The organism is Nocardia sp. CDC160, from assembly GCF_035818795.1.
GTDB lineage: Bacteria > Actinomycetota > Actinomycetes > Mycobacteriales > Mycobacteriaceae > Nocardia.
In genome coordinates, this window is the sequence record NZ_JAYKYT010000006.1 from 140,615 (window position 1) to 162,145 (window position 21,531).

At 62.5% G+C, this 21,531-nt stretch carries 1 protein-coding gene (running past one end of the window); it reads right to left on the reverse strand.

Annotation, left to right across the window (positions count from 1 at the left end; translation table 11 throughout):
- A protein-coding gene (locus tag VMT40_RS31920) for a WXG100-like domain-containing protein (RefSeq protein ID WP_326362951.1) crosses the window boundary here: on the reverse strand, positions 1 to 21,527 show its start. 22,963 nt of this gene lie to the left of the window's left edge; 21,527 of the gene's 44,490 nt are visible here — the first part of the coding sequence; the start codon lies at positions 21,525 to 21,527; the stop codon falls past the left edge of the window.
- Positions 21,528 to 21,531 lie beyond the last annotated feature (4 nt).

Consider the following 21,531-nt stretch of genomic DNA (forward strand, 5'->3'; position numbering starts at 1 on the left):
TTGGTGGCGCGGGACCCTATCGATATCCATCGGGAAACGTAGAACACGTCAGGCCCGATCGCCTGTTCCTCGACACTGTGCTCGAGTTCCGGCGGTACAGCGAATCGCGGACTGACCATATAGGGGTTCGGGGGGAATGACGCGTCGAATCGGTGGCCTGGTTCGGGATGTTCGAAAATCCAAGCAGCTTGGTCGAACACAGGCTGTACCGAATAGGAGGTGTACCCCGAGGGGATCGCTTCTCCTGAGGGCGTTGCCTCCCAGGAATACTTCAACGGCGCGACCCGTCGATCGAAGGCTGCCCACCAGGCGCTGCTGGTCTCCGGGAATCGTGCAGGCCGTCTGTGTTCACTGATGGTCGGCTTCGCGACTTCCTCGAGGTTGTGCCACTCGCCCACAGCGTCGCGCCACGATGTGAGGAGCATCGGCGCGCGACGACCGTCAGCGCCGATTCCGGTGCCGATCCTCCGCATCAACGGGGATGCCAATGCGTCGACGCGGGTACCGCCGTCGGCGCCGATAGTCACCCGCTGGTACTCAACCCTGGCTTCGGGTCGGCTCATTGCCGCGGCCACGGCGCTGTCGTTCTCCAACGCCTCAGCCAACGCCCGATCCAAGTCGACTTCGTCCTCGCCGCGTGCACCGACCACGAGGATCAGTGGGCGCTCGCCCATCCGGACGCCAACCTGCCGGGTCACCGGTCGAGTCGACTCCGATACCAGCACGCCCAGACCGGCCCGACGATCGTCGTACAGCTCAGCAGCGGCCTCGGCCTGCTCGACTTGCGACGCCGCATCCCTGATCACCGCCAGGCGATGCAAGCTCGCGATCGTGGTGTCCACCGATCCCAGCTGACCCGCCTGCAGATCGCTCGGATCGACACCGAGCAGACGTGCCAATTCCTCGCGTCGGAACTGCAACTCACGCAGTTCCGACCTCATCTCGGCTCGAAGTTGTGGGTCAGGGGCAGCGAGTTCATCGGAGGCAGTGGAGGTTTCACCGCCGTCTAGGCCATGCCACTTCCCATTGCTGAACCATCGCGTGTGCTCGAGCACTTTTCTGCGATGAGTAAGTCCGAACACGCGGGTCTCGATCGCAGGTGTGCGGAACCGCCGAAGCGTCGGCGAGGCGATGTCCTCGGCTCGCACCGGGCTGGCGGCATCGAGAACGAGCTGCTTGTACTCGATACGCGCCCCGGGCTGTCGTAACGCATTCGCAACCTCGGGGTGCACGGGCTGCCCGCTGTCCGGGTCGACGGCGAGCGCATCGAGCAATGCCGCATCGTGTTTTCGCGACGAGCCGGTCGAGTCGGGACGCGGTCCCACGACGACTATCCGCGAGCCCGACGCGATTCCGACACGATCAGTGACCGGACGCGCGCCGGTGGACTCGATCGCCAGTTGCCATGCGGCTGCGTCTCCGGCCGCCAGCTCGTCGAGATGCTCGATCTCCTGGGTGAGTTGATCGATCTGCTTGTCGAGCGAGCCCAGCAGCTGTGGTACCTGGTGTGGCATCACGTCGAGGTAACCGCCGGTGGTGTCGGGTGTGTCCACGCCGCAGCGACCGGCCAGGTCGAACCACCGCGCGCGCCACTGTTCTCGCACAACCATGGCCGAGGCTCTCGCGGCCGCCAACTCGCCGGTGTCATGCTCGCCCGCCCGAATGAGGTCGGCGAGCCTGCCCAAATGCTCGTCGAGAGCGTCGATGCTGTCGGCGATATCGAACAAAGCCCTGACATCGGGCACAGCAGCTATGAGGTCGTTTGCCACGGCATTCTGAATAGCCCGCCAGGTGTCTCCACGCTGGACCGCGCTTGCGCGCGCCGCGGCTAGCCCATCTTGCTCCGCCCGCAACCATGCGTTGCGCAGCACCTCGTCGGGGTCGATCCCTGGACCCTCGAGCTCCGCGATCTTCCATTCGACGCCGGCCAGGTGCGCATGCAGTTCGTCGCGCTCTTCGAGTGCGGCTTCCAGATCAGCGGTGAGCGAGGACACCCAGCTATCACCGGCCGAGTCGGGATCTTCGTCGAATTCGGCAGCATCGCCGCCGGCGCCCGATAGCAACCGGGATGCACCGCCGGATCGCTGCCGCAACCGATCCAAGGTGTCGCGCCGATTATCCGGACGCAACTCGATGGAAGGCTCCGCAATCGCCAAATCGTCTGCCAGTGTGGCACATTTCAGATCGGCTTCGGCCAGCAACGCGGCGGTGATCTGGCGGTCCTCAATGAGTTCGTCGAGCGTCACCGCAAGGTCCTCGCCGTGGCTGGCCACGGTAACCGCCGAAATGACCCCGTGCTCGGTGAGGAGTTCGGTGAAGCCACTCATTGCGGCGTGCAGAGGAGTGCCGATCACCTCGGCGGCCTGCGCGAGGGTGGGTTCACTTGTCGGTTCGACAGTCGCGCTGAGTTCTTCGGAGGGGGTCGCCATCCGCAGAGACCTACGGCGTATCTGCCCTTTTTCGACGGAAACGGCGACAAATTCGATCTCGGCGATGCGTTGCTGCGCCAGGGTCTGCAGCAACGTGGGCTCGAGGTCGATCACCTCGTCGGGATTGGCGAAGGGCGAATAAATCACCAGTCGACGATGCCCATCGTCGATCAACTGTGCCCAGTCACCGAGGCGCTCTCCAGATCCATCTGCTTGCAAGCCTCGGGCCGCAACCGCCGCCGCGTGCACTCGCGCGCGATCGATCGCGTCGGACAGTGCACGATCGTGCGCGAGTTCGCCGCGCATCACTTCGTCAAGATCACGACCTCCCCATTCGGTGTCGACCAGATCACCACGATTCCTGCGCACCTCATCGAGATGATCTGTTCGTGATCGGATTGCATATTCGAGGCGCTTGGACCACACTGCGACCTCGGTCTGCAAAGACATCGGAATATGCTGTTCGACCTGTTCATCGCCGACCGGTTCCCACTCCGACGATGGCTTGCGGTGCTTGGCACCCGTGTGGGTACTGCCAGCGAGCAGCTGATCGAAACGCGCTTGCAGCAACACCCCGGACGACAGCCCCGGCTCCGGCGCCGAACCACCGATCCTGATGTCACGCACGTGCACGACACCAGAAGCATCAGCGTTCGTTTCGTAGCGCTCGACCAGAACACCCGCGCGCTCGAGGTCACTCTGTACGCGTTCATTCAGTAACGGGTCTGGGCTGTCCAGATCCGAAGGTGCGGCAATGACGACGCGACCGTCTACGACTCTTGCCCAATCACCCAACTCGATACCGCCGGCAGCCTCGAGGGCGCCTTCGGCCGCGGCGATGCTGGTGATTTCCAGCAGGCTTTCGATGGTGGGGCTGTTCTGCGCTGCCGCCACCCGGATTTGGGCAGCCCACCCGTAGGCGGCGGCACGCTCTGCACCGTCCTGCATTACCTGCAGGCGAGTGGGTTCCAGCACTGCCGTGGCACCGATGGCAACGCTGCGCAATTGCGCGGGCACCTCGCCCGGTTTGTCGCGGCCAATCTTCATCTCGGGCGGTGGGGGTACACGCTTGCTGAGGTCTTCGAGTCCCAGCTCCCTGCCGAGATCGGGGATCAGCGTGCCGTTCTTGGTACCGGTGTCGCGTTCGTAGACGTAGGCCCAGATCTCGGTCGGTTCGTCTCGGCCGGATGTCAGCTGCGCCAATGTCTGCCATGGCTCGCTTCCGACGCGAAACAGCACCTGGTGAGTCTCTCGGTCGAATCCCACGACCGCTTCTCTGCCGTCGACTTCGAAGAGTGGCTCACCGACCTCCAGCCCGCCCAGATAGGTCATGGTGAACAGGTGGCCGTCGGGATAGTTCTCGAACTGTGGGTGCCGCGCCAAGACCACGGCGGTGATCGTCACGGGTCGTTTCTCCGCGTGCGCCTTCTCGACCAGCGCAAGGATTGCGTCGGTCAAGCGCGCCGCACCGAACGATCCTTCACGGTCATCGAACAGTGCCGGATCGACATCCCAATAGCGTGACCGCAGATATTCCCACGTGAGCTCCTGCAATCCCACCAACGGAACTTCGAGGGGTCGTAGCACAGGCCCTTGGCGTCGCTGCAGATCGTCGAACGCCCTGTCTACACATTGATGTTCGGGCTTGTGAGTATCGGGCGCGACGAAGGCAGCACCACCTTCGGCCACCGCATGTCTGCCTGTACCGCTCAGGCGCTCAGCGATACTGCCGCGGGCATCCAACTTGCGGTGCTGTGGCACCGACTCAACCGCCGGGCCACCGCCCAATCGGTCGCGGAGATCGACCCGATCCACCGGGTTCGACGGCGCCGAAGGCGCCGACGGCGATGGATTCAGAATCTCCTGAATAGAGGCTGGTTTCGCCGGGCTATCCGGCAGATTAAGGTCAAGCTCTCCAACGAAACTGGGAGCCACATCCCAGTGCGAGGGGCCACGACGCGTCCATACTTCATCAACGAACCTCGCAGCGTGTCGATGATGAACGGTTCGCATCAATTCAAGCAGGTGCTTATCGGTCCGCAGTGCCAGTCCGGGCACCTCGTCATCACTGAGGTCGGCCTGCGCATCAAGGCCGCGGCTCGGATCGTCATGCAACAACTGACGCAAATAGCGCTTGATCGCATAGCGTTGCTCGTCGGGTTCGAGGCCTTTCATCGCATCGAGTACCCACTGCGGATCCGTCTTCAACGCCAGCTCGATCAAGGCTTGCGCTGTGTCCGGCTCGCCATCGCCTTTGCTGCGGCGTCCGCCGACCAGACCTTCCGGAGCATTGTCACCAGGTATCGACTCCTGTCCCGGCGCGATGGGCATCACCGGTCGCCCATTCGCATAGGCAATCCCAGCGATATAGGGGACATCAATCAGCCATTCGCCTCGGACATACGGTCGGGCGGGGTCGTCGGTAGCGCGGCGGATCCATCCCGCCCAAGCGTGTCGCACCTCCGTCCAATCGCGAACGACGATGTGCGAGAAGTCTTCTCGCTCGACGACACCGGTGGTCGTCTGCTCTCCTTCAGTCGTCAGGGGCGGATATTCCATCACCCAAAGGTGGTTTTGGGGGCTCCCAGGCTGATGGGTGCCGTAATGGTCCACGAGCAACAGGATTGATCCAGGCCCGAGTTCGGTGAGGAAGGCGGCGGCCTTGTCACGAGCGGTCAACCCGAGGTCCCAATCCGTGCGGAATACCCGAGGCAGCCAATGTCCACCCGAGATCTCGCGCACGACGGGGCTGTCGATACCCAGAAAGTGCGCGGCATCTTCAGGGATGTCACCGATCACGCCAGGTTCCAGCACCTGGGCGAGATAGGCGAACCCTTCGCGATAGCAGTAGTAGGGTGCGCCGTTGAGCATGTGCGCCGTCTGGGCATCGTGCGTGACGACCGACATGCTCGGGGTCCTGAATTCGGCGGTCCCGTCCAATGCCTTCGGCACTGCCTGATCGGTGCCGTACTCGATCACGATCACCTGCGGCATCGACTGCCGGCCGACCACTCCCCCAGCCGACAACAGCTTGACCAATCGTTCCTCGTCGTACCCGCGCCATATGAGAGTGGCGGTGTAACCGCCAGCCCCGTCCGCTTCCCAATCGGTATGGCGCTCAATGCCAGAGGTGACGACCGTCGCCATGCCGCTGATTGGGCAATCAACCGGAACTTTGTGCACCAGCAGGGTATCGGCGAGATTGATATCGCCCAGCGATATCGCCACGTTCCATTGCAGCGAATCCTGGTCGGAGAGCACCAATAGGTGCACCGGCAGCTGCACAGCCAGCGCTCCGGCCTGTTCTTCCATCTGATCGCGGAGCCACTTCACACCGGTCAAGTACCTCAGCCACGGCGTTTCTCCGTCGTCGGGTGTCGTCTCCGCCTGTTCACGGTGTGCGGTGATAGCGCTGATATTCCTGACGAGACGGATATTGTTCGCGAGGTTGCGCCAGCGCGCCGGAACTTCCTCGGCAGCAACCACTTCATCCGGATGCTCCTGGACGACCGATAAACGGAAATCCCGTAGAAGATCGCCAAATCCGTGGCGCCACATGTGGGTGAGGGCCTCGGACCCGGCGGGCAACTCGGGAAAGTCGTTGTCATGTTCCGCCGAGTCGTCGTCGGCCATCGACGGGTTGGCGGGTACCTCCTGTTCTGACACAAGAACAATCCGGCTCTCTGCGTCGGGCAGTCGATAGTCGGAGACGATATTCGAGGCCATCTCGGCCGCGTCACCACGGTCGATCAGGACGACGTGTGACAACGGTGGCCCCACTCCTTCGTCCGCGCGATAGTCACGAACCTCGAGCAAACTCACGATGTCCGACACCAGCACAGTGGCGTCCACCGGGCCGACCACTACGAGCGAGGCGACGCTGTGGCCGGGTACCCGTGCGACGTCGTTGACTCCACGAGCCAATTCTTCCTTCAGCGACGCCCAGTCGGAATCGCGTCCGGGCAAGCGAAGGAATACTTCGCTGGCGACATCAATATCTCCAATCGCGACGGCGACGTCACCCTGCCCGTTCAGCGTTTGCCTCGAGACCGGCCGTAGATGGATCGGCGGCGGACTCGGCAGCTTCGCCGCCAGCGTCTGGGCATGCTCGAGCGCCTCGTGCACCGTGATTAGCTTGTCGCACAGCTCCTGAGTAAGCGATGGGGCGGGAGTCGTGTTGTGGTCGAGCAGGACGTTCTGGTCCATCCACGCGACAATGTCATCGCGCTGGAACTGCACCATCAATTTCCTGACCCGCTCGGACAGCTGCGCCCTGGCTATCGCGTCCAGTGCTGCGGCGGGGAAGCCAGCCACGCGAGGACGATTGGCGCGATCGAAGACAACCGTGGAGAGGTGGTGCGCGACGTAGGCGTCGCGTCGTGGAGTGTCCAACGAATCCCAGACTTCCGCGACCGCCGTGGCCGCTTCGGCATCGTTCGACGCATCATTCAGGGCCCGGCTGATCAACTGACGTACATCCTGCGCCAGCACTGCCTGGTGGTCCTGGGAATTGCTGGTGTGTGGCTGTTGATCCGACCAAGCCTGCTGAATGTCGTGCAAATTCTGAAGTTCGGCGTTGACGGCGCGGACAAGTTTCCAGGCGGCCTCGTAATATTTAGCTGCAATGGCCATTGCCGCAATCGTGCCTGCGGATTCTGTAGGTAGCTGCGTCGAATCCAGCTGGTGTAGGTGGCGCAGCCATTCCACCGTGCGTCGCTGCAGTCCGCGGGCCGACTTCAGCTCGTGCAACCCATTGGGTCGATGCTCGGGGCGCTCCAGCTGTTGGTCGAACATATCGGCCAACGCCCCGCCCAGATAATGGACCGCTGCATGAGCGAGATCCCATTCCGAGGTCAGGAACGGGATGCGCTCCAGCACATCGGGTCGTCCAGCGCTGCGCGCCGCATCGGCGATGAGCGACAAAGCAGCCGGCACATCCATTTGTTCGGAGTCGAGCGTGATACCGAGTTCGGTGGCCAACCTAGCGGCCTCGTCACCGACGTTATGGCGGAAGGCCCGGACGTTTTCAAATTCTTCGTATACCAGATCGGTGAGCTTTTCCAGCTCCTTTATGAACGGCGGCTCGTTGACTTTCTGCGTCCCGGCAGCGGCAAGACTGTCGATGTTGGATGCTTCGGCACGCACCGACTTCGTGCCGACGTTCTCTGCCGATACGATCTGCACTCGCCCTTGGTGCCGTCCGAGCCGTTCATGGGTTAGCGCTTCGGTAATCGCGTTCTGGGCAGCGGGATCGTGGCCGATCAGGTGAATCTGCGTCAGAGCGTGTGCGTCGGGCTGTCGTAACGCGCGATCGTCCCGTACTTCGATCAGACTTGCCACATGCTCGGCCAGTCGACGGCCCGCGATGGTGGCATCCGCAGCGTGCCCGACTATGACCACCATCGACGCCATCGTCTGCGGCGGTTGAGCCGCGACGTGCTCGGCCGCAAGCGTCAACACTGGTTCCAACGCACCGAGACCTGCCGCACCGTGCAACACCTGCACCATCACATGACCGGCACCGCCGAGCGTCCCGACCCCTAGGACCATGTCTTCGAGGCCGTCCAATGCTTCCGGAGGCATCGAGAGCTTGTGTACCGGTACGCCAGGCTGGTCAGCCAACAGTTGTTGTGTCCACTCCACCGCGGTCCGGATTGTCTCGATAGCACGCACCTTCGGGGGCACCCAATCTCGGCGATCGTCCACTACTTGTAGAAGTGGATTTCGTTGGATCACCGTGATCAATCGCTCGCGCTCGGCTAGCGCCATCCACCGCGCATGTTCCTGAGAGTGCACGGCGTGGGCGGCTTCATCCCGCTCTGATTCACCGAACGCAGGCGCACGACCGTGGAGATCGAGGCGCATCTCCAGTGCCCGGGGGTAGACGGTCTGGTAGGCCTGGCGGTCTTCGATATCCAGCAAGTCCCACGCACGAGCGACTTCGACGGCCACATCCTCCGGCGGCGTGTCGCGCAGCATGGTGTTGAGCACTTCTGCCACACGCTGGGCGCGGTCGTATGCCTGCTGGTCAGCAACATCGATGTTCGCTGCGGCGTGCAGTGTCGTTTGCAATCGACTTGCGAGGGCGTCGAGCCGACCGGCGAGCCCGGCCGCATAGCCGAACATCGCTGCCACAGCATCGAACTTCTGGGCAGCCCGTGCCGCCTCCGGTGCAAGGTCGAATCCACGCAGCGTCTGCAGCGTCGTATCGATTTCTTCAGCCGCCAGCGCATCAGGATGTTCGGCCAGATATGCATGCAGTGGGGCGATCTGCTCGCTGATCAGACCGAGTTGACGAAACAGGCGGTTTCGCCAACCTGTAGCACTGGCGCACGCTCGCACGACGGTCTCCTGCTGGATCCCAGCGCCACGCCAGCCCGAATACAGTGCGTTATCCAGCGAAGTGTTGAGGAAGGCACCGAAATGACGTACTTGAGCCTGGGCGAGTTCTAGGTCGGCTTCAGCGCGAGTGATCGCCGGCCCCAACCAATCCCAACCCTCCGCAGCGGCGGCCGCATCCCGCAATACTGCCAACGTCTCCTCGACCGATGGCTCCTCGGCCAACTGAATGCCGAGTTTGCCCGCCATCCATCGAATCTCCCCGCCGGCGTACTCCCGCAAATCGACGGCATAATCGAACGCTGCGCGCATCTGAGCCGCGGCTGCATCACTCAGGTCAGTGATGGACTCCGCAGGGCGGGGCACGGGCGAATTCGGCTGTCCCGCAGGACCTCTGGGTGAGTCGATGTCACCGGCGACAGGGAACATCGGCAGTAGTGCGCGACCTCCGAATTCCTGTACCCGGCCCCGGTCGCGGATGATGGCGGTCTTCACCACGCCGATTGGCATGAGGTCGGCGTTGAAGGTGAACGCGTTGCCGTTGTCGACCAGCGGGTCGCGCACCATCAGGTCGTGGGTCTGCGGATCGTGGTAGAGGTAGATCAGATGGCTGCTGCCTCGCCGCAGCGCCGACAAATTCAGCGGCTGCTGCGTATTCGGCTTCCAGTACGCCACGATGGCGTCCGCGTCCGGACCCAATCGGCGAAGGTCGGATGTCACCTCGATCCACGCACCGAACCAATGGAACTTGGCCCCGGCAGCGTCCTGCACACGGAACGGGAAAACCCCCAGTTCGCTTACCGCGTTGGCGTGGTTCGGGTCAGCACCCACATCCAGCTTCGAGAGATCGATTTCACCCGCATGCCGGTCTGCCGCGGCAGCGAGCACGAATCGCACGCACCCGCGGGTATCGGCCGCAAGGCTGTTGTCTCGCAATCGATCTACGTATTGGGCCAGCCGCTCGTCCGCCATCACATACGGGACGGCATGAGCCCCATTCCCTTCCCCGATAAAGCAAACCTCCCGCACAACCTGCGCATCAGAACGCGAGGAACGATCGTCGAGGAGATCTCCGACGAGGTTGGCCACCCACTGCCCCACCATCCCCGCCGTCGACGCGCGGTCGACCAAGACGACTATGGATGCCGTCGACTCACTTGGAATAGACAGCACATCATCGGCGGCCGAGTTCAACGCACGCCCGAACGCACTGAGACCAGTGTCGCGATTCAGCACGCGCACGAAGATCAGACTGGCCTGATCGACCTCCCCCACTCCCACCGCCAGGTTATCCCGACCAGCCAATGCCTCCCGCGTCATCGACAAGCGGTGCAGACGCACCGAACCCGGCAACCTCGAGAGTCGGTCCTCGGTCTGCTGGATCGCAGCTTCAACGATGCTCTTGACCCATACCCCTGACGACAACGCTGCCGTCGCGCGAACATCAATGTGGCGGACCGCATTACGCTCGGTCGGCGCTGTCACCGCGGCGGGTTCTTCGGGGACGAATGCCGCCGCCATCGTCGACTCGACACCTTGAATGTTCCTGTCGGCGACAGGACCGGGGCGTAACCGTGTCACCGCCGTCTTCGCGTCCTCAGACAACGAAGCCCACCACTCGGCCAGCAGCACTGCACGTGCATGCGCCTGTTCACCTGACTCATTCTGGTCATTCCCGCGCAGGAGCAGTTCACCAACTGCGATGTAGTCGGCGTTAACGTCACCTGAACGGAGTCGCTCCAACTCATTCCGCGCATGGTCGAGCGTGGCGTAATTGTCAGGATTCTCCTCCACAGGCGCAAAGCCGGCGTCAAGCTGCTTCCGCCACAACTGTTCGAGAGCAATTGCGAGGATGGTCGATTGCTCCGGCGTCATTGGCTCTTCGAGACGCGCGACCGTAGAGTTATGCGACACCAGCTTTGAACCGGTCTCGCGCGGAACCCCTTGCCAGACTGCTACTTTCAGGCGGCGGTCGAAGATTTCGAGAACGAGACGATCACCTGCGCCCTTACGGGCGGCCCGAGCATCACGTGCGGCCTGGGTGAGGAGTACGCCGATCTCCGCCCGCACCGGACGTTCGTCGAATTGTTCGACCAGTTGGGCACAGCGTTCCGCGATCGCCTGTGCGTCCTCGGCCTCCCAGCTGGGATCGATCATGACGGTCAGGCGGGCGTGGCTATCGATCCCGGAGTCTGCGGTGATGTACTGCAGCGCGCTGTGAACCATAGTCGTGCTGACACCGTCGAACAGTCCACGCGGCGGTTCGGTATCAAACTGCCTACGCATCCGTTCGGCATGTTCGCGGATCTTCTGCTGAAGCGCGACAAGGGATCCGATCTCCCCCGAGCGCAGCTGAGCAATGAATTCGCGGCCCTTGTTCGCGTTCTCCTTGCGTAGATCCGCATTACCTCGGGTGTAGGTGGGCGGGTACTGGAAGCCGGTCTCTGGATCGAGGAAGTTCGGGTTGTCTTCGAGGTAGACCAGGCACGCTTCCCAAACAGTCATCGGCGCCGGCTGTCCATCATCCATGAGAGGTCGCAGGTCTCGGTTCGCATCGACGAACTCGAGAACCTCCTCTGTGGAGTTCAATCGCTGGCCCATCTGCCGGGCAGCACGACCGGGGATACGCAGCATCGGCGGGACATCACGGAAACCCCACTCGCACATAAGGTTCAGGCTGCCCTCGAGGCCGTCCGGGTCCGAGGGGCCTTGCAGATCAACCCCCACGACCGCCTGCGCGGCAGGATCCTTGTCCAATCTGCCCTTTTGAGTGCCCAGGTCCTCGTCGAATGTGGTCGCCTCGACCGCGTTGGCGGTCCGTTGTGCCTGGACCGGGGGGAAGCCCAGTCGAAGGGTGAGCGCCTCGGCATGGCGCGCCGAGACCCACTCGTCGAATCCGGTCGGGTTTTGGCGTTCACGGCCGTTGCACCAGTGGCTGTCCGCAGCAGCTTCGGCGACAAGCGCTACCAGATGAGTCCATTTATCGGCACCGATAGTCTCGAGGTGTCGCTGCGAGACATCCATGTCGGCAACCAGACCGAAACCGTTGTGGAAGGTCATCGGTACACCGAACTCGGGCAACTCGGCATCGCCGAAACCGTGGTTGGCTCGCCCGACCCGCGGATCGCCTTCGGTGGTGTAGGCGATGAACATGAACTCGGCCGCGGCACGCGCTGCGATCTGTGCATCAGAGTCGTCTTGCAGCCAAGACGGAAGCAGCGGTAGCGCGCTATCCGCCAGGTCCTTGATGACCTCGAGTGGCAATGGCGCCCGCTCGGCATCGAGGAGGAACGCGCGAATCATCGTGACATTCCAGCGATCCCACTCCTGCCAGGACTGTTGGCTCGCCGCGTAGAGACGGGACAGGCTCGCAATCTTCGGCCCATCGGGGGACTGCCAGAAATCAGTGGCGATCGCAGCGTGCGACAGCAGCTGCCCGGGCCGGAAACCTGCCGTCAACTCGCCGTTTCCGAGCAGAACCGCTCCGTTCGGAAGGCGCTTCTCAGTCCAGCCGGGCTGCTGGCGCAGGTACCGCAGCGGACCTTCTGCGATCGACCAGTCGATGTCGCCCGAAGGCCACAGCAAGCCATCCCCCACGACTGCGCGCATCGCATGCGTACCGATCAGGTACGACTCCTGGGCAACTCGCTCGCCGAGGCTCTGCGCCGAGAGTGCATAGATCTGTGACAAGTCCGGCGTTTCGGCCCCACGGGATCGAATATGGATGCTCAGGTCCTGCGGACTGTTGGAGCGCTCCGGGCCGACAGCACGCGTCTGTCCGATCGAAGTCGCGTCGGCGAGGTCGCGAACCACGGTGGCGCCACAGCTAGATGCCCACGGAGCGAGGATGGTTCGCTCGAACTCGGTGAACGCTGCCTGCGCCCAAGGCTCCTGCGATTCCAGTATCGGCCTGATGGTTTCGGCATTTCCGATACGGTCCAGGTGCAAGGCTGCTCGGACGGGGTCGTCGTCATACACGGAATGGATCGTCAGAGCGACCGTCAACCGGTCGCGACTGGACTCGGCGACGGTGCTGGTAACCCAGTAACCAGCGCCGTACCCGTCGATCGCCTTGCCGAGATCCTGGCCGGAGCTGTTGATGAATTCACCGATGGTCGGTGACGATCCGCCCGAAATCCATAGGGTGCCTTGGGGCTTCGCTTCGATCTGAGTTACCCCGGATAGGTCGGCTGCGCTCAGTTCGAGCAAAGCCGTAGCGGGATAACGCAGATCCGACATCCCGCCGACGAATGAACTACTGCCGAAGGTGAGCACATCGATCAGACGGCCATCCTCAACTACCCAGTATCCGAACCCAGCGGGACGCTCGTCCTCCGTCGACGAAGTCAGGTGGAACTGGATATGCGGCTCGTAACCGGCTCGAATATGACCTGGGGTCGCACCGATGCAAAAGGCCTGAACAAGTCCACGATGCGTGGAGTATCGCTCGTTGTCGGGACCATAGAGCAGGCCGTCTGGACCGACAGTGACAGGCGATATCTGGGCCGAAATCTTGGCCTTGGCTCTTCGAAAGATCGGAGCAGGAGTTGCTGCCCGATATTTCCTTTGCTCTGACGGCTTCAGATCCGAAGTGACGCTATCGCTTTCGTGGTGCCCGTCTCCTGGATCCGCGGTCACCTGCGGATCATCCGGTGAGGCGTGCTCAACCGTAGCTGGGGCGCCACGGCGGCCCTCACGATGTGCTGAGGTGACGCTGCCCTGGAGAGAAGCGGCTGCACGCTCGGCGTGCCGATACCGCTCGAACACCGCCAGCAGGCGTTCCGCAGCAACGTCACCCTCGGCCGCCGCAGCCTGCAGCATGGCGAGGTTACCCGCCCATTCACGCGTATCCCATGGGGCGGGATCGAGGTGACGCTGCACCGGTGATCCCGCCAACCAGGCGGCCTCTCGCGCAGCCCGTAGTTTTTCGCGCTGCCAGTCCACCGACTGTCGATCACGCTCGAGCGTCCACTCAGCCCGTCGCCTCAGAATGGAGTGGCGCCAGGCCTCCTCGGATTTGTCGGCCGGAAGGTGCCCAGCCTTGTCTTCGGTGTTTGGATCGGCCTCGGCCGCGCTACGCACACCTGCGGCCAGCGCCGAGTTCACCGGCGGAGTCACCTGACACAGAGACGGAAACCCTCGATCGACACCGACCTGCCAGTACTGGACTTCGACGCCCGATCGCACGTAGTCGTCATGCTGTTCCGTGGTCAGGAGCTGCTCAGGATGCTCGGATATCACCACAATGCGGCGCTTGTCGGCCGAACGCCATACACCGGCCGAGACCTGCTGCGCCGATCGGCCAGCATGGATCGACCGCGCATGCTCGGTCGTGGCGTCGATGAGTTCGCGGCGCACTTCCGGGGAGATCGCGTCGGGCTCGAATCGACCATCTCCGGCCAACTTCGGCCCTCCCGGCGTTCCCGGGATAAAGATCGTCGCGAAGTCATCGGCAGTCCACGATTCGGGCATGCTGTCCAACGAACTAGCCGCCACGCCGACAATCGTGCGAGCCTGCCGCGTCAGACGCACAATCAAGGGCTTCAGTTCGGGAGCCTGCTCTTGCAGGTGTGATGTTTCCCGCCGCTGAGCAAGGATGGATTCCAATTCTGCCCTGCGCTGCGCTGACAGTTGCCACCACCACGCTGAATCATCGGCACCGTGAACCGAAACGGATGTGCCGGTCACTCCGGAGGTGTCTACCTCGGACAGATCACACAGCAAAGGCCGGTTACGGGCGTTGATCGCTATCAGATGGCCATTCTCGTTCACTACGACGTAGCTGTGACCGCCGCCTTCCCACGTATCGTTCACCACTACCTTGGTGCGCGGGCCGAGCAACTCCAACAACGCCGCCAGATCAGCATGCCCGCGTGCCAGTTTGCGCATCCCCGCGCCCAAAGTGCTTGCAAACTCGGTCAGATAGGTACCCGTGGTCACAACGTTTTTGGTAATCAGCCGAATCGCTGGGTCACCGGTCAGCAACGCCATCATCATGACGGCGGTCGGACCGCAGTGGTCCTTGATCTCCAGCCACTGAATCGGGTCCCCCGCGAAGTCATGGTGGCGCAAAGCTGTCATCAGCTCGCCCTCGAGCCGAATCAAATCCGCACGCAGTTGCTCGACCGTCGGCGCGTCATGCAGATCGGGGTCCTGTTCAGATTCCCCGGCTCGGCGGTGCAGCGCGATTCGAATCTGCAACGCAGCGCCGAACAACGCCATCATCTCGTCCAGCGCAACAGCTACCTGCTGCTGAGTGCGCAGCATCTGCACGAGAGGCACCAGTGGATCATTCGAGGTCTCGACCACCTGCTCCTCGAGCCGACGCAAGGTGTCGGCGAGCTGCGCGCCAGTCACCTCCGCCGGGGGAATCCCGCACGACACAGCCATCCGCTGCACGAACTGATCACCATTACCCAACTGCACCGCAATGCGATAAAGCTGGGTGCGCTGCCAACGCAGCGAAGCATCCCCTGGTACGAGTGCAGTCCAGTCACCGCTGGACACCGCGGCATCTGACGCCACTGCAAGGTCCCCGAACGCGGCATAGTCGGGGCTATAGGCCGCAAGGCCATCACCCCAATGATCGCCAGTACGCGCCTGATCAGGCGACGGCGCCAGGTCGGACATTGCGTGAACAGCGACTTGGGAAACAGTCGGCTCGGCGTCGATCCCTCCGACCAGCCTGGGTACCCACCCGGTTCCACTGGACGAGTAGAGCGTGCTGCTCACCGCGCCGGGCAACCCCTTCCTCGCGCGCTGGATCGGCACGACGGTGTCCGAGGACGCGACGACGGAGGGCGCGGATCCACTCAGCACATCGGCAGGAACGCTCCGCAACGTGCGGCCCAAGCTGCTCGTTCCACCCGAAAGCGAAGCATCGCCTGGTACGAGAGAAGCCCGGTGATTCGTGGACACCGCGGTGTCTGACGCCGCTATAGGAGCCCCGGCGGCGTAGTCGGGACTGTAGGCCGCAAGGCCATCACCCCAGCGAATATCACCGCGATCATGAGTCCGCGTCTCGTGAGGCACCGAGGCAACGTCGGATGGTGCGGCAGCAGCGATTTGGGAACCAGTCGGCTCGGTGTGAATCCCTCCGACCAGCCTGGGTACCCACCCGGTTCCACTGGACGAGTAGAGCGTGCTACTAACCGCACCCGGCACGCCCTGGTTCGCATGCTGGATCGGCACGACGATGTTCGAGGACGCGACATGGGGCGTAGACCCGCTCAGCGCACCGGCAGGAACACTCCGTAGCGTACGGTCCAAGCTGCTCGTGCCACCCGACGAAGAGGTGTCATCTTGTTGGGGTTCACCCCTTCTGGGATCGTCGACGGGATCGACCGGCGGAAATTCGCGGCGGCTGTCGGCAGCCCGAGAATCGGGCTTCGAAGCTACGGGCTCAGCACTGCTTGGGGCTCCGCTAGTGCCCGTGTCGGCAGATCTGGGCGGCCGCTGGAGTGGCTGAACGGATGGTTCCTGATCGAATGCCGGTGGGGCGTGGGCGGAATAGGCTTGCGTCCGCCGAGCCCGCAGGATCCCTTTCTCGAATTCGCGTTGCAGGCGCGGCAATTCGTGGCGCGTCTCCTCAACTGTCGCCTCCAAGCGAGCACGGGATTCTTCGGTGGGTGCGGTACGATGCTCGCCCACCGCGTCCCACATGCGGGTCATGAAGGTTTCCACGTTGGGCCGACGCATGATCGGATCCTCGCGCGAGCCATAGAATTTCGCGCCTCCAGGGGTGCCGCCGTCCCGGCTCTCGCCTTGCCCTCCGCGCCCGGCCCGGGCTTCGAGCTGAATGTCATCGCGAATCGAGAAGGGCGACCGGCTGGCACCGCGGACCATCAGACCGCGGTCGTCGATGACGGCGGGTGCGAGCTTGATATCCATTCCACGACCGACCATCGCGTTGCCGACCAAAACCGACTTCTCTTGGCCGGCCCAAGCCAGCAACTCGGCGCGGCGATCAGCGACATACTGGGCGATATAAAGCGACTTCTCGTGACTCGGAACCGTATCGGGATCGATTCCGGCGGCAAGAGACTCGGCGTTGAACTTGTCCAGACCTTCGTCTTGCCAAGTCAACACCTGCATAACATCCAGTGTTTTGTGCTCGACTCCCAATTTGGTCAACGCGGCACTGATGCCTTTGACTTCACCGTTGTCGGGCGTCGCTATCAACTGCGCCCGATTCGTTTGCTGTTGCATCTCCGCAGTCTCTTCAGCGATTCTGCGCCACTTGGCTTCCCGAGTCAGAAAGTCCAGCTCATCGGGTTCACGGATGAGCTGGGAGTCGTATTTGGCCGGCAAGGGGGTCACGGGGCCGGTTTGCATCTCGGCGTCCATCTCGGCCTCGGCAATCTTGGCGGTTCCCGACATGCCCTTCCGAGCCTGGAACGACCGCAGCACCTGCTTGCCTGTCACGCCGACCGAATCATCCTGGTTGCCATGAATCGGCACATGATGCATTGCCTCGATGTACTGCGCATCATCCTTCCAGCGAGACATCGATGAGTCAGCCGCATCGAAGGACGGATCACCATCACGATTTACCAGGATCGGCTGCCGCAACCGCGGATGCATCTCGTAGTCGGTGCCCTCCATATGCAACCAGCGCGCTCGCGCCGCCGATGTCAATTCATGGGCAGCATCCTCGGGGAACGGCTCATAGTCATCGAGCCCAAGCATCCACTTGATCCGCTCTTGAGCCATTGGCGACATCTCGATCTTCGGCGGCTCCGGGTTGTGCCGATCAATACCGAAATCACTGGCCTGCAGCAAATTCAGGCTTGTCGCCTGGTCCAGCACACCAACCCATTTGCGGACCTCGGCCGCCCGCTCGGGCTCCGCCAAGTCGCCACCTGAGCGGCCACGCACAAAGTTGGACTGTTCGTCGAGCACAACTTTGTCCACCTCATTGAGGATGGCGTCGCCATCAGGCAGAGGGGTGAAGCGCACCTCGATCTCACGCCTTCTTGCAGCCTCCTGTAGCACCGCTTGCATGTCACGAACCGAGTCGATGCCCTTGAGCTCACGCTGCAAAGCCGCCAGTTCGTGTGGTTCGGCGCCGCTGGCTTTGAATTGGTCAAATACTTCGCCCAGCTCATGGACTGCACGAAAACCTGCCGCCTTGAGAGTGGACACGAGCACCGTGGGCTTGCCGTCCACACGCGACTCCGGCAATTTTTGATCCGGCAGCACCTGAACCACCGTGATGCTCTCACCGAAATACTTTCGCAAATCACGTACGGTCTCTTCGACCAGCAAGTCGTTACTAGTGTAGATCCACCCGGTTCCATCACGGATCGCGTCAATGACGCCAGCAGTGTGGCCGACCAGCTCCTTGCCGCCACCGGCACGCAAGTCGATCGCTCCCAACTTGAGCGCCAGCACCCCTGTGACCTGCTCGGGCCACATCATCTTGCCGTCGGCGTCCTTGATTGTTTGGATAATCGACGCGATGGTCACCGCGTCCAGTCCGTGCAGCGAGCGTTGGTCCATGCTGTCGATCAGTTCGAGCGCCGCGGAAAGACTATTTTCATCCACAGTCAGGCCACGACCGGCCATTATCTCTCGCACTGCTGCGGCGATATCGCCCACATCGCCGTCGTTCGTCTTGATTACCTCCACAACCGCCAGGACTGTCTTGGGGTCCAAAGCGTTCAGCGGGTGCTCTACATCAACATCGTCGCCCCACAGCGCGTCGTGCAGCGCCAGCACTGCCTTCGCACCTGACTGCGCCGCTGCCAATCGTTCGTCAGACACCGCGTTGAAAGCTGTCTCACGGTCGATTGCGCCTACCTCGCACGCGGCCAACTGCTCACGACCGGATTGCTGCACCGCGTCGATCAAATCGCTGGCGGCAGTCCACATCTCACGGACCTGTTTGATCCTCGAAGACCGTGAATGATCGAGAGCTTCAGCGAGCGCTTGCTTCGCTTGCGCTACCTGTTTTTCGGCCTGTCTCACGTGCCGGGCGGCCGCATTCCTCACAGCTTCGTCACGTGCGGTCCGGGATACATCAACTTCATGGGCTGCCTCGGAGACCCGCGCGCGCGCAACAGCGATCCCCTCGGGATCACCGCGTGTTTCCTCGACCACCAACGCCGCGCGCGAGCGATCCAGCTCCGTCTCTGCCACTGACACTCGCTGCTCAGCGCGTTGTACCTCGGGGTCCTCTGCCGTCATTCGTGCAACAGAGTCAGGATCCGATGCCTTTCGCTGCTCAATTTGTACTCGAGTCAAGGCGTCTCGAGATCGAGCAATGCGAGCCCTGCCATCAGCCGCAGCCTTCTGAGCTTCGGTCACCCGCTGACCCGCGTCGTCGCGCCGTTGCGTACGCCGGTTCCGCGCTTCCTCGGCGAATCGCTCCGCGCGACGACGTGCCTGGCCAAGTCGCCTGTGAGCGTCACCTACCCGCTGCTCAGCGTCAGCACGCAACTGCCAAAGTTCATTCCGAGTACTGCCCGCTTCCTCAGAAGGAACTGCATCCGTCTCAGCTCCCCGCTCCCCGGCATGCTGTAACGCTCTACCTATTTGCCGCAGGTCAGCGTCGGCCGACCACATCTCAGCGCGCGCATCTTTGAATTCCTGCCGTACACGTTCAAACGCATCATCGAACTCTCGCTGGCTGAGTACAGACGCCGGATCGACATCGACCGCCGTCCTGTTGACCTGATCTGTCGAGACCAAGTTGTCAGCGTCGGTCCCTGCTGTGGCTAGCTCGACCTTGGGGTCGACATGTCCCTGAGGTTCGGCGACGCGACCAACGTCACGCTGCGGCAAACCGGAACCACCAAGTGCAGAATGCCTTGAAAAGCTGGAACTGTTAACTGTGAAATCGGGGCCCACAATATCGTGCCGACTCGACACACCACCCGGTGAATTCCCCTCCCGATCCACAAAGGCCTCACGCTCAACAGCCGGAACCCCGGCCCGCGACCCAGCCCCTGATCGCCGCTGCAGTCGCTCCTCGACATCCTTCTGAAGTGCCTGATCACGGACGGTCTCAGCATGCGCAACATCACGCTTCGCGGCATCAACTGCTTGCTGCGCATGCGTGACCGCGCGATCCAACGCAGCCCCATGCCCCACATCCGAAACATCACGGTCACCCCCGACCGACCGATCAGACGACATGAACTCATCACGACGCCTCACCGCCTCCGCGAGTTCGTCCTGCCTTTCCCACAATCTGATCTGCGCACGGTCAAGCCCGCCCTGCGCATCCCGCACATCCGGGCTAAAAATCTCCGCTACATCCTTCGCCGACAACCCCGAATGCCCGGGAGAAGCACTCAAAGCACCATTCCCCGACGAACCAGCACCAGCACTATTCCCCGATGAACCAGCACCAGCACTGCTCCCCGACGAACCAGCACCAGCACTGCTCCCCGACGAACCAGCACCAGCACTGCTCCCCGACGAACCAGCACCAGCACTGCTCCCCGACGAACCAGCACCGGTGCTATTCCCCGACGAACCAGTGACCATCGATGCGGGACTGGTACCGGCCGCCACGGAGGCAGCGCCCGCCGCCTTCTGACCAGCCAAAGAGGCCTCAGAAGTACCGGTCGACATGGCGGCACCGCCTGCGCGCTCACCGTTACCAAGGCTCCCCGCATCACTGTCCGCGCGAGGCTCGGTTGTCGGTGCCACAGCCTGTGTCTTCTCCGCGGCCGGTGCATCAACCCTGCGGCCGCCATCGGTCATCGGTCCCGATGCCGAACGCTCAGTCTTCCCATCTGGTGCCGTCAATTCGTGTACGTGCCGTTGTACAGCACCCAGACCGCCGTGCAACGCCCCTAAGCCGAACGACTGCGTCAGCAGCTGCGGCGTGACCTCTGTGTTGACCTGAGATAGATCGACGGAGCCGGAATCTGTCAGCTGGCTTGCCATTTGGCCTACGATGCCGCCGACATACATACCGACCCCGCCGGCGACTGTGTGGGCAGATCCGGCACCAAAGGCGCGCATCCACCCAGGCATCCCCACCTTGTCGAGGATCTCGGTCGCCGCACCGCCGAGCCAGTGCCCGGCCACAGCGCTACCCGCGCCGACCAAAAGGTCAGAAACAACCTGGCCAGGATCGAAGTCTTCAGCGTCCCGGCCGCCGAAAACTATCTGTCCTGCTTGGACAGCGGCGTCGCCACCGCCAAGGATCAGGCCTTCACGCAGCGCCTGTAGGCCCAACTTCTCGACGTTCTTGACGCTGAACTGGCGCGCCAGTGCCGCAAACACATCCTTTGCACTGAATTGCGCTGCCTCCATTGCGAGACGTTCGACAAGCTGCTCGCCAACAATTTCGACCGCCTCGCGCCCTGCCACCACCACAAGTAGATCCATGACAGCGCCAATTCCTGAGATCGCCATCGCAGCCAATTGATATGCCGTCATTGCAGCGAAGAAGCTCATCAGGAGCTTGGTGTACTCGAAGTCTGCGCCCGCACGGTGGGCACTGTGGCCCAATTCATGTGCGCCGCCTGCCAGATCTTCGATGGAACCCGTTCCTTGCGCACCCGACAACAGCTTGTCCAGGAGGTTGGTTATCTCCTCGCCACCATCACCAATGTAGTCGCTGGCAACCCTATTTCGCCCCGAACGCAATCCCTGTTGGACCACCTGCCGCAGAGAATCCTCGACGATGAGAAGCTGTGTCCCAAGCTCTTTTACCTTGTCTTCATCCGCTTGCGGCCATGCTTCTCCAAAGTTGAGAAGAGCCGCTACCTCCGACAACCAACCGGGAATGATAATCGACACAAGA